7 protein-coding genes are annotated in these 13,121 nt (G+C 36.8%); 5 read left to right on the top strand and 2 right to left on the bottom strand.

Going from position 1 to position 13,121, the window contains the following annotated elements; genetic code table 11:
- Positions 1–660: 660 nt before the first annotated feature.
- Together GJJ64_RS00665 and GJJ64_RS00670 are read right to left on the bottom strand one after the other, a co-directional pair.
- Positions 661–3,060, bottom strand: coding sequence for a polysaccharide biosynthesis tyrosine autokinase (locus GJJ64_RS00665; RefSeq protein WP_154285865.1), 2,400 nt, complete (start codon positions 3,058–3,060; stop codon positions 661–663).
- Between the two features lies 1 nt (position 3,061).
- Positions 3,062–3,838, bottom strand: coding sequence for a polysaccharide biosynthesis/export family protein (locus tag GJJ64_RS00670; RefSeq protein WP_154285866.1), 777 nt, complete (start codon positions 3,836–3,838; stop codon positions 3,062–3,064).
- Positions 3,839–3,971: 133 nt separating this feature from the next.
- Here GJJ64_RS00670 and GJJ64_RS00675 point away from each other — a divergent pair, with 133 nt between their 5' ends.
- The 5 genes from GJJ64_RS00675 to GJJ64_RS00695 all read left to right on the top strand — a co-directional run bounded on the left by GJJ64_RS00675 (position 3,972) and on the right by GJJ64_RS00695 (position 12,944).
- The gene (locus tag GJJ64_RS00675) at positions 3,972–7,031 is read left to right on the top strand and encodes a T9SS type A sorting domain-containing protein (protein WP_154285867.1); all 3,060 of its coding nucleotides are present in this window, start codon (positions 3,972–3,974) and stop codon (positions 7,029–7,031) included.
- A 6-nt stretch (positions 7,032–7,037) separates the two neighbouring features.
- Positions 7,038–7,268, top strand: a complete 231-nt coding sequence (locus GJJ64_RS00680; RefSeq protein WP_154285868.1) for a PID-CTERM protein-sorting domain-containing protein — start codon at positions 7,038–7,040, stop codon at positions 7,266–7,268.
- 1,865 nt (positions 7,269–9,133) lie between these two features.
- A complete protein-coding gene (locus tag GJJ64_RS00685) occupies positions 9,134–9,883 on the top strand; it encodes a glycosyltransferase family 2 protein (protein WP_154285869.1) in 750 nt (249 codons plus the stop codon).
- Positions 9,884–9,965: 82 nt separating this feature from the next.
- A complete protein-coding gene (locus GJJ64_RS00690) occupies positions 9,966–11,018 on the top strand; it encodes an MraY family glycosyltransferase (RefSeq protein ID WP_229655417.1) in 1,053 nt (350 codons plus the stop codon).
- A gap of 1,410 nt (positions 11,019–12,428) precedes the next feature.
- Positions 12,429–12,944: a UpxY family transcription antiterminator gene (locus GJJ64_RS00695; RefSeq protein WP_154285870.1), complete on the top strand. Its 516-nt coding sequence runs from the start codon at positions 12,429–12,431 to the stop codon at positions 12,942–12,944.
- The last annotated feature ends 177 nt before the right edge of the window (positions 12,945–13,121 follow it).

Genomic DNA, 13,121 nt, shown 5'->3' on the forward strand with positions numbered 1-13,121 from the left:
AGCGTATGCGGTTTTGCGTTCGAATTTACACTAACATTCATAAACCACAAGCGAGCAAAAATAAGTGCTCATTGTTTTTGAATTGCGGGTAAGGCATATGCGGCAAAGGCTCCTGCGGGATTGATCAAGGGTTTTGATTACTTTTGCCCTCACAAAAGTAATGGGCCCCGCCGGCTCATGAGGCGGATAATTGTTATTATTAAGATATTATAAACTAAAGTGCAATTCCGCTGTGGTTAAAAACCTAGAACCTCAGAAGTTAAAAAAGCGATGCAATCGCCACACCAATGTAAGACCTCGTTACAAACGAGCTCAAGAGGAAACTTCCTAAATATCCGCCTTTCAGGCTTTTTTTACTTTTAACTTTCCAAACTTCCAAGCTATCACAACATTTAGGAAGTCTTTCTACTCCAAAGCCCTCCCTCTTTGATTCTCCCTCCAGAGGGAGACACAGGCGGCATACCTTTCAAGTGTATGAAATAGAAAGTCTTTTTTCTTTATAAATATAGTCCTAATCCAAATGCAAAGTATCCCCCTCATTGAGGGGGTGCAGGGGGAGGCAAATAAAATTTACAAATGATATTTAATCTTTCCACCTTCCAACCTTTCAAGCTATCACAACATTTAGGCAATCTTCTAACTCCGTACTTACGCTATCTCTCACCCTTTCCACTTTAAAATCTTCTTCCACCATTGCTGTGGTCTATCATCCGTATAATAACCAGCGCCATCATAAGAACCATCGGTATAATAATAACCATAATAGTTGTCGCTATACTTGGTACTATAGTAATTAGAGTATAAAGCCTCTGTCCGGTAATCATTTAAAATGATAAAAGTATTTTCTAACTCATACTCGCTAGCTATACGATTAGGAATGGTAGCCGCAGAAGGTTTGGATTTACCTGTTCTAATGACAAAAAGGTTGATATCGCTCACACGAATGAGTGGCAAAGCATCAGAGACCAAGCCGATAGGAGCGGTATCAAATAAGATATAGTCATATTGTTGTTTCAGTTGTTCTAACAACTGCGTTAAGCGAGGGCTATACATCAGTTCTGCTGGGTTAGGAGGTACTTGCCCAGCAATGATGATATCTAAATTCTCTTGCCCGCTCTGGTGGATGATATCTTGAAGTTCATGTTGATTGGCCAGATAAGTGCTTAAGCCGGCCTGTTGTTTCAATCCAAAAGTTTTATGAATCTTAGAACGCCTTAAATCGGCTGCAATAAAAATAACTTTTTTATCAATCAAAGCTAGGGAGCTAGCCAAATTTAAACTCACGAAAGATTTACCTTCTCCAGCCACTTCGGAAGTAACACAAATTACTTTAGATTGCTTTTCTCCAGCTACAAAGCTTAAATTGGTTCTTACAGAACGTACCGATTCTGCGAACAAAGATTTGGGTTTAGAAAGGGTAAGTAATTGCTTGCTATCAGCATCTAATTTTTCAGGATAATTTCTAATCAAACCTATAATAGGGATATTCGTTAAGCTTTCGATGGTTTCCTTATCATAGATATAAGGGTTTAATAGGCGAGCTAAAAAGATTAAGCCAATACCGCTACCGATACCAATGATCCAGGCAAAGCGCCAGATAGCAGTTGGGACAGGCGTTACCGGGTATAAATTAGGTCTAGCAGGGTCAATAGATTTAGCATCTGGTAGGATAGACGCTTTCGAAATCTGAGCTTCTAATTTCTTTTCAGAAAGATAGCTAAAGATCTTTTCATTGATATTATAATCACGTTGCAAGCCAAATAATTGGCGTTCTTGAGTAGGGAGATTTTTTAAACTGTTATAAGCCTCATTAAGTTTTTCTTGATTGAATTTTTTGGTGAGCTTTATCCTATTGATGGTAGCCTGGATATTATCAGCAGCAGCTTCGCGTAAGATGTTCAATTTAGCATCTAATTCTTCGATTGGTTTGGCACCATCCCTAAAAGAATTAGATAAGGCTACACGTTCTTGAATGAGGCTATTCCATTGTCCAATTAAATTATTTAATAAAGGGTCCAAAGAACCATCTAAGTTAAAATTAAGGCTAATACTTTGGTTATTCTTTTGAAATTGTTTTTGTAATTGGCTAAGTTGCAAAAGTTGAAGGTCAATGTTTCTATTTTCGGCTTCAAAACGGGTAACTTCACTCAAAACCTGCGAAGCTTCTGCGCCTAGTTCTAAGAAATTATTGCTTTGTTTGAATTCTTTTAAGCGCTCTCCAGAATTGGTTACAGCAGTATTGAGATTAGCCAATTGTTCATCAATAAAATCAATAATCTGCTTGGCAGACTGTGTTTTGTCGCCTAGATCATTTTCGATATAAACTTTAATGATGGCATTCAAGGCGTCAGCAGCAAAATAAGGATTGCTATCGCTCTTGCTTAATACAGCTATCGAAGCAAACCGAGCGGCTTCTCCAATATTAAGACCAGCTCTCATACGTCCGTAAAAATCGCTTTTTAGGTTGAACTTAAAAAGGTATTGTGACCCCGATACAAGGGTATAGTTTTTTTTGATATAGAAGCTAATACCTGGGAGTTGGATGATATCATTATACCTTTTTTGGATTTCTTTTTCCTTACCATGATATTTATAGGTGATAAGAAACCCTTTAGAATTAGGGGTAAGGCGAATGAGAGACTTATAAAAATTTGCACTGTCTTTCTTGAGTATATAAATCAAAAAAGGTTTTTGCGGATATAAATCACTAGTTCTTACTCTGCCATCGATGAAATAGCTCACCTCCCAATCAATGTAATCTACGGCCTTCTGAAGTGTTCGATTACTCTTTAATGTCCAAGTTTCGGAAAGTATTTTATTTGTAAAACTTCTAGTTGAAGATGATAAAGTTACTGAGTTGCTTAAATTAGCCTGTTTTTCTTCGAATTTAAGAAAAGTGGAAGTGCTATAAGTTTTAGGAGTGTACCATAGATAAATATAAGCGCTCAATAAAGCAATCAAGAGCGTAAAGATAATCCAATACCACCTGCTAATGATGATATTAAAGAACTTTTTATAATCGATTTCTTGATTTATAGTATCTGTTTTTTTGTTTTGCATTCTATCGATTTAGCCGATCTATTATAATGTAAGCACTTAGTAAACTCATTCCAATTCCTAATAATGTTCTAGTAGAGGTCAGATTTTCGAGTATCCTAACATCACTTCTACTTTCTGCATATATAATGTCATTATTTTGAAGATAAATATTATTATCTGATAGACTCCTAATATCTTCTAAATTTACAAGGATTACAGTTGGATTAGATAAATCACCACGTATAATTTTGAGTTTTTTTGCATTAGCTCTTTGATTAAGCCCACCATTAGCACCTATTGCTTCTATCAAATGGGTTCTTTCATTATTCAAAGTTATATTTCCTTGTCTCGAAAACTCACCTAAGAAGATAACTTTTAAATTGGTTAAACTAACTTTTATGAGAGGATCTTTCAATAATCTTTTTGAATATTCTTTATTTAAGTATTTTTCCGTATCAGATAAGCTCATTCCTGTTAGTGAAACTTTCCCTAGATAGGGTAACGTAACACTAGTATCTGTATCCACAATATAATCTAAACCTTGTCCTTGAACTCTTAGCTCATTTTCTAGATAGCCTAGTATTGCGGTTTCATTCTGAATATTCCTTAAATTTAATCTATCCCCTGGAGAGATTAAATATTCTTTTCTATATAGGGAATCTTTATTGAAAATTAGAGTTGGCGTTTTTAAAGTCTTTATTTCATTTGGTAGTTTAAATAATATATTTCTATTTGATCTACAAGAATAAAATAAAAAGATTATGAAAATGTATAAGTATTTATGTTTAAGATAAATCATTCATTTATTTAATTTATCTTCAATAGTAATAAAAACTTTTGTTTTTAAAAAGTATGTTTTGAACTATAATTTGATTAAGTTTGTGTCAATCAGAAGATATTACAGTAACTTCCTTGATAATTAGGAGATTAATATGAGTGCCTATTTACACTTAAAGTCATTTGTAACAATACTATTTAATGTGTTGTTAAGTTCTTATGTTTTTGCGTCCTCAAGTACTGATTTTTTTAGAACTAGACAAAGTGGTTTATGGAATGATGTAGGTAGTTGGCAAAGCTCAAATGATAATGTTAATTGGATAGATGCAGATCTAGTGCCTAATTCTAATTCCAAAAGTATCACTATAAGAGCTGGTCATACGATAGAAACAACTACTAATTTGACATTAGATGATGTTTTTGTGTTAAGTGGGGGACAATTAAATGTTAAATCTACTATAACAATTGCAAATGGAGCTGCGAATAATGATTTTACCGTTTCTGGGATTCTAGAAAACTCAGGAGTTATCAATCCTACAGGGCGTTTAGTATTTAATAATGGAGGTATTTATAGGCATGCCTATACAACAACTGCAGGTTCTATTCCTTTTGCAACATGGAACAATGGTTCGGAATGTCAAGTTGTAGGATTTACAACTAATTCAGCTAGTATTATTTTATCAGGGTCTAATCATAATTTTTTTAATTTTACTTGGAACTGCCCAAATCAGCAATTAAATACAGCTCCTACGCTCTCTCATGAAATCACCGTAAGAAATAATTTTTCTATTGTTAATACAGGATTAGGGAATTTTAGGATGATTGTTAGTACTGCTAATGGAGTAACAAGAATTAGAAATTATGTTCAATCTGGTGGGACATTCTGCATAATGACTACTAATGATCCAATCAAATTAAGTCAACTGTATGTGTCTGGTGATTTTATTATGACAGGTGGAATACTCAGTAAAGGTATAGGAGTAGGTAGAGGAAAATTGGTTTTTTCCGGTTCAACAGAGCAGCAATTTCAGTATCAAGGAGGTTCTTTTGATGGAAGTCTTGAAGTAGAGATTAATCCAAATGCAATATTAAATTTCTCAAATTTTATTCTACCGTCTTATCCAGGGATCTTTCTTGCGCATTCTGGCTCCACCCTCATCACCGCTAATCCTCAGGGTTTTGCTGCTACAGGTGCAACAGGCTCTATTCAAAATACGGGTACAAGAACTTTTAGTACAGGGGCTAATTATACCTATAATGGTAGTACTGCACAACAAACGGGTACAGGATTACCCGCATCAGTAAATAATTTAACGATAAATAATCCTGCCGGCGTAAGCATGCGTAGTGGAGCTTTAGCTGTAAATGGTACTTTAGCTATACCAAATGGTTTCTTAGATATGGAGACCAATGCTTTAACCGTAGCTGCTGCCAATGGTTTTACAGGTACAGGTACTTTAAGAACGCAAAATACTTCTGCTAATCCTATATCGGCAGGGAAAAATTGGCCAGGTACGGTAGAGTTTAATGCTAGCGGCAATCAAACCATTGTTTCAGGAACTTTTAATAACTTGACAGCCAGTACCGGTGGTACAAAAACAGTTTCTGGCGCAGCAAATGTGACCAATACGCTTAGTGTAAATTCTCCGGCAATTTTAAATGCTAATGGTAATTTAACCTTACTGGCCAATGCAAATAGCAATGCTAACTTAGCCGCGTTGAGCGGTTCTGCAGATGTTACAGGCGATGTAAATGTTCAGGTGTACTTATATGGTGTGCCTAGTGGCAGAACCAGAGGCACTAAAACCATGTCTTCACCTATTAACGATAATTTAATTGCTGGGGCAAAAACCTTTGCGCAGCTTAAAAATTATATACCTATTACAGGACCCGGAAATACCGCCAATGGTTTTGATTTAGGAGGTGCAGTAGATTTAAATGCGGTAACGCTCAATTTCTATAATGAACCAGCTGCACCAACAGTCTCTGCATTTACACCTGTACCAACATTGGCTACTGCGGTAAGCCCAGGCACTGGTTTTTTAACTTTTTTTAGAGGGAATCGTGATAACATGTATACGAATCCTGGAAAATTGAATGCTCCTTTCCCTCCTGCAGAAGATGTATTGTTAACCTTTACTGGCCCTATTAATAAAGGAAACATAGATGTTCCAATTGGTTTTACCAATTTTAGTCATAGTACTGATGGTTATTATGTGGCAGGTAATCCTTATCCTGCTACCATAGACTGGCATGAAGTAAGAAATGCTTCTTCTAATTTAAGCAGTACTATTCTTATTGTAACAGGTGGTAAACCCAATGCTACTTACAATGCCGTAGGGAATGTTTCTATAAATGGTGGCTCTAGGTATATACAGCCCGGTCAAGGTTTTTATGTACAAGCTTTAAGTGGTGGTGGTACTTTAAGATTCAGAGAGAATCAAAAGAATACCACAGAAGCACCAGCAAGGTTATTGTCTCAACCAAATGAAATTGTATATACCGATTTCGGAAACTTTAAGTTACCAAGTTCTACGCAAAACTTAAGTAAACAATTGAGATTTAGTTTGTCAAGTGCAGAATTCTCAGAAGAGGCCTTGGTTGTTTTTGATGATGCTTTCACCAAACATGTAGATGAATATGATTCTAAGTACTTAGAAGGCTATAATATAAATTTAGCTACTTTATCTCCTAAGCATGAGCTTTTAGCCATTAATTCAACTTCTAGCGTGGATACTTTAAACCTTTGGGTAAATGCTGAGGAAAGCAGTAAGATGACCCTCAAGTTTGGGAACTTAGAGGCTTTTGCAAAGCAAGATATCATATTATGGGATAAGTTGTTAAATAAAAGGCTTGCAATCCATAGCGGTTATAACTATGCTTTTACAATAGATAAAACCAATCCTGCTAGCTACGGATCTGACAGGTTAGCCTTATTATTTAAGGATGCCGGAAGTTTAGCTGAAGCTGTTAAGACCATAAAAGTTTTTCCTAATCCGGTAAAAGAAGAATTAAGCGTAGATTTGGGTGGGCATCCCGCATTGGAAATATCTGTTCTTGATTTGAACGGAAGAACGATAAAAAATCTTACTTTTGTAGAAAACCAGGAAATAAAAGTTAACGTATCTGATTTAAATAACGCACTTTATATCCTGCAAATTAAAAACAGAGATACCAAAGAAGTTATTTCTCATGTGAAGTTTGTGAAGAACTAATATTTTATGATCAAAAAGGCTCTCAACACTATTTTAACACTTGCTTTATTAGCAATGCCTTTATGGTCTTTTGCTCAGGATGACCCCTGTAACGACCCTTTTAATCCAAATCCAGATGACCCCGCCTGTGATCCAGATATTTATGTTCCAATAGATGGTGGTGTTTCTGCATTGCTTGTTGGTGGAATACTTTTGGGTGTTAGGGCTTACCGTAATAAGAAGACTAAAGATGAATAGTCTTTAAATTAATTATTAACTGTGTTGCTGAATCTACAATCTCATAGCGAGCAAAGCGAAGCTATAACAATCGCTTTGTCATAGCGAACACAGTAAAGCTATCACGATTGTTTTGTCATAGCGAGCAAAGCGAAGCTATCTCTTCACGCAAGGCTTTCCTATAAGTATAATAAGAGAAGCCACGTTCCTCGCAGTGACAAACGCTTTGTCATATCGAGCAAAGCGAAGCTATCACGATCGCTTTGTCATAGCGAACCTAGTGAAGCTATCCCTTCATGCAAAGCTTTCCTATAAGTATAATAAGAGAAGCCACGTTCCTCGTAACGTTTTGTCATAGCGAACGTAGTGAAGCTATCTCTTCATGCAAGGCTATCCCTATAAGCATAATAAGAGAAGCAACGTTTTGTCATAGCGAACCTAATGAAGCTATCCCTTCATGCAAGGCTATCCCTATAGCATTATAAGAGAAGCCACGTTCCTCGCAGTGACAAAGGCTTTGTCATAGCGAACGTAGTGAAGCTATCTCTTCATACAAGACTATCCCTATAGCATTATAATAGACTGCCACGTTCCTCGCAGTGACAAACGTTTTGTCATAGCGAGCAAAGCGAAGCTATCACGATCGCTTTGTCATATCGAGCAAAGCGAAGCTATCTCTTCACGCAAGGCTTTCCTATAAGTATAATAAGAGAAGCCACGTTCCTCGTAACGTTTTGTCATAGCGAATGTAATGAAGCTATCCCTTCATGCAAGGCTATCCCTATAGCATTATAAGAGAAGCCACGTTCCTCGCAACGTTTTGTCATAGCGAACACAGTAAAGCTATCACGATTGTTTTGTCATAGCGAACGTAGTGAAGCTATCTCTTCATACAAGACTATCCCTATAGCATTATAAGAGAAGCCACGTTCCTCGCAGTGACAAACGTTTTGTCATAGCGAACGTAGTGAAGCTATCCCTTCATGCAAGGCTATCCCTATAGCATTATAAGAGAAGCCACGTTCCTCGCAACGTTTTGTCATAGCGAACACAGTAAAGCTATCACGATTGTTTTGTCATAGCGAACATAGTGAAGCTATCTCTTCATACAAGAATATCCCTATAGCATTATAATAGACTGCCACGTTCCTCGCAGTGACAAACGCTTTGTCATATCGAGCAAAGCGAAGCTATCTCTTCATACAAGACTATCCCTATAGCATTATAATAGACTGCCACGTTCCTCGCAGTGACAAACGCTTTGTCATAGCGAATGTAATGAAGCTATCCCTTCATGCAAAGCTATCCCTATAAGCATTACGAGAGAAGCCACGTTCCTCGCAGTGACAAACGCTTTGTCATATCGAGTAAAGCGAAGCTATCACGATTATTTTGTCATAGCGAACGTAGTGAAGCTATCTCTTCATGCAAGGCTATCCCTATAGCATTATAATAGACTGCCACGTTCCTCGCAGTGACAAACGCTTTGTCATAGCGAACACAGTAAAGCTATCACGATTGTTTTGTCATAGCGAACATAGTGAAGCTATCTCTTCATACAAGACTATCCCTATAGCATTATAATAGACTGCCACGTTTCTCGCAGTGACAAACGCTTTGTCATATCGAGCAAAGCGAAGCTATCACGATTATTTTGTCATAGCGAACGTAGTGAAGCTATCCCTTCATGCAAAGCTTTCCTATAAGTATAATAAGAGAAGCCACGTTCCTCGCAGTGACAAACACTTTGTTATAGCAAACACAATGAAGCTATCTCACCACATAAGTTATAGCTGTTGCATTTGTGTAAATCATGAGCAAAATATAGGTTAGATATTGATTATTGAAATTAAAATCCTTTGCTTTGAGCTAAATTGTTAATACACATGCTCATCAGTATCCTAACATCCACATATAATTCTGCTACTCATATTGAAGATGCATTAAATTCTTTTTTAATACAATCGTATCAAGAAAAAGAGTTGGTGGTGATTGATGGCGCTTCTCAAGATGATACCTGTGCAAAGGTAAAGGCTCTGGTGGAGGGACAAGTCTTTCAATTAATTTCTGAACCCGATCAAGGAATTTACGATGCACTTAATAAGGGGATCCAAATAGCAAAGGGGGATGTTATCGGAATTTTGCATTCTGATGATGTTTTTGCAAGTACCGATGTTTTGAGAAAAGTAGCTATAGCATTTGAACAAGATGAAACACTTATGGCTGTTTATGGTGATTTGCAGTACGTAAAAAGAGAAAATAAAGATGAAGTCATCAGAAATTGGATTGCAGGAACCTCTAGTATGGAAAAATTAAACTGGGGTTGGATGCCACCTCATCCAACTTTATTTATCCGTAAGACATGTTTTCTAAAATATGGAGCTTATGATTTGCAATACCGTTCAGCAGCTGATTATGATTTAATTTTAAGATTCTTATATCGGTATCAAATAAAAACAGCTTATCTTCCTGAGGTTATGGTTAAAATGAGGGTAGGAGGAACCAGTAATGTTTCCTTTAAAAATCGGTGGAGAGCTAATCAGGAAGACAGGCGAGCTATGAAAGTAAATGGCATTTCATTTCCATTCTTTGCATCATTATGGAAACCTTTGCGAAAATTAAGACAGTTTTTATAATATTGATTATATTTATATCGCTTTAATACATGATGTTTTGATTCTGGATATCCACAACTTTTATTTTATAGCTATTATTTTAATGTCAGGATTTGTGAGCCTTGCAGCAATTCCGTCTATTATGTTTATAGCCAGAGAGCGTAAGCTTTATGATGATTTTCATCAGGAACGTAAAACGCATGAAACGGGTATATCAAGATTGGGCGGGGTTGGTATTTTTTGTAGTTTTACGATTATCTCACTTTTATTTGCTAAACATGATGCTGTTTTACCTACCAATATTTTATTAACAGCCTGTATCATGTTATTTGCTGTAGGTTTAAAAGATGACCTAGCAGGTGCTGGTCCAAGTACCAAGTTTTTCATCCAATTTTTAGTAGCTGCTATTCTTGTGTTTCTAGGCGATGTGCGTTTAACCAGTATGTATGGTATTTTAGGTATTCAAGAAATCGACTTTTTTACCAGTTCTGTATTATCCATTACTACCATTATGTTTATGGTAAATGCTTTTAATTTGATAGATGGCATAGATGGTTTGGCAGGCACCTTGGGTTTAATTGTGAATTTAACTTTCGGTATCATGTTTCTTCATATGGAACAAAAAGAATTAGCTACCCTTGCTTTTAGTATGGTAGGGGCTTTAGCAGGTTTTCTTTACTTTAATTATACACCTTCACGCATTTTCATGGGAGATACTGGTAGCTTACTGATTGGATTAATCTCGGTGGTTTTAGGAATTAAATTTATCGAATTGAATAAGATTGGTTATGAGCAGATTTCACCTGTATTTATATCAGCACCTGCTACCGCAGTAGCTGTTTTAATTATTCCCTTGTTTGATACAGTTAGAGTTTTTACTTTAAGAGTCATTCAAAGAAAATCGCCATTTCAGGCAGATAGAAACCATATTCACCATCGTATCCTATCTTTAGGTTTTACACATTTGCAAGCCACATTTATCATCGTGTTAACCAATTTATTATTTATCTACCTCGTTTTAATATTAAGAGAATGGGGTAATTTTACTTTGATTTTTGTTTTCCTAGGGATTTGTATTTTAATCAATTGGATAACGACTGTTCTAATACGCATCAAGTTTAGAAGAGATTTTAAACTAGACTATTTCTGGAAGTAGGAGGTTTTTTCTCTTTATATTTTACTTGTTACGCTTCCAAATTTTGAAATAGGTATATATTATTTTAAAAATTGTAGTTAATGCATTTGCAAGGTGTCCCCCTTTAGAGGGGGCGAAGGGGGAGGCTCTTACCACTATTCAGGCATCTTTCTACTTGGTACTTTTTACTTTCTACTCAGAATATCCTCCCTCTTTGATTCTCCCTCCAGAGGGAGACACTAGCGGCATAATTACAAAGTTGATGAATCTTCCTACTCCGTACTTTTTACTTACTACTTTTAAAAACCCATTTGCAAGGTATCCCCTTTAGAGGGGGCGAAGGGGGAGGAAGAAAGACAGTCTGTATTCCTCCCTCTTTGATTCTCCCTCCAGAGGGAGACACTAGCGGCATAATTACAAAGTTGATGAATCTTCCTACTCTGTACTTTTTACTTACTACTTTTAAAAACCCATTTGCAAGGTGTCCCCCTTTAGAGGGGGCGAAGGGGGAGGCTCTTACCACTATTCAGGCATCTTTCTACTTGGTACTTTTTACTTTCTACTCAGAATATCCTCCCTCTTTGATTCTCCCTCCAGAGGGAGACACTAGCGGCATAATTACAAAGTTGATGAATCTTCCTACTCCGTACTTTTTACTTACTACTTTAAAAACCCGTTTGGAAGGTGTCCCCCTTTAGAGGGGGTGCAGGGGGAGGAAGAAAGACAGTCAGTATTCCTCCCTCTTTGATTCTCCCTCCAGAGGGAGACACTAGCGGCATAGTTACAAAGTTGATGAATCTTCCTACTCTGTACTTTTTACTTTTAAAAACCCATTTGCAAGGTATCCCCCTTTAGAGGGGGTGCAGGGGGAGGAAGAAAGACAGTCTGTATTCCTCCCTCTTTGATTCTCCCTCCAGAGGGAGACACTAGCGGCATAATTACAAAGTTGATGAATCTTTCTACTCCGTACTTTTTACTTACTACTTTAAAAACCCGTTTGGAAGGTGTCCCCCTTTAGAGGGGGTGCAGGGGGAGGAAGAAAGACAGTCAGTATTCCTCCCTCTTTGATTCTCCCTCCAGAGGGAGACACTAGCGGCATAGTTACAAAGTTGATGAATCTTCCTACTCTGTACTTTTTACTTTTAAAAACCCATTTGCAAGGTATCCCCCTCATTGAGGGGGTGAAGGGGGAGGGAAATTAAAATAGCCGATACAATCGTTACCCCATTCTAAGCCCTCGTTACAAACGAGCGCAAGATGAACTATTATATTCCATTTTGATAAATAGGCCTAAATATCCAGCTCCTTTCAACTTATAACTTTCCACTTTTAACCTTCCACTTATAACCTTCCACTTTCAACTTTCCATTCTCCATCCCCATAATCCATTCTTTTCTATTATCTTTAACACCTATTATTCCATAGCCTAGTATGTCTAAATTAGATGAACTTTATCGTTGGTATCCAGTGTATACTCATCCAAGAAGTGAGAAGAAAACAGCGGATAGCCTTATTAAAAGAGGAATTCAGGTATACTTACCTTTACAAAAAACTTTAAAGCAGTGGAGTGATAGGAAGAAGTGGGTAGAGGAGCCGCTGTTTAAGTCTTATTTATTTGTTCACATATCTAATAAAGAGTACGACCAAGTTATTCAAACCTATGGTGTGGTTAGATTCATTTATTTCTCGAGACAAATTGCCAGTATCCCTGATAAGCAAATCCAAATGTTGCAAAATTATTTAAGTGGACAAGCAGATCCTGAAATTACCTTTGAGCAATTAGAAAAAGGACAAAAAGTTAAGATTATCTCAGGAAAGCTAAAAGGGTATGAAGCAGAACTGATATCGTGGAAACAACAACAAAGAGTGATATTACGCTTGGATGCTTTAGGTCAGTCTTTAATTCTGAAGATAAGTGCCGCCGATGTTATTCCTGTTTTTGATTGAGATTTCTAATCTATAGCCCAAGGTTTAAACTTGGGCTATAAAATATTATTATTTTAAAGGTTACTCAATCTATCTACGCTGTACTTTTTACTTAAAAATCCTCCCTCTTTGATTCTCCCTCCAGAGGGAGACACTAGCGGCATAATTACAAACGTGATGAATCTTCCTACTCTGTAC

The sequence above is a fragment of the Pedobacter puniceum genome, from assembly GCF_009674685.1.
GTDB lineage: Bacteria > Bacteroidota > Bacteroidia > Sphingobacteriales > Sphingobacteriaceae > Pseudopedobacter > Pseudopedobacter puniceum.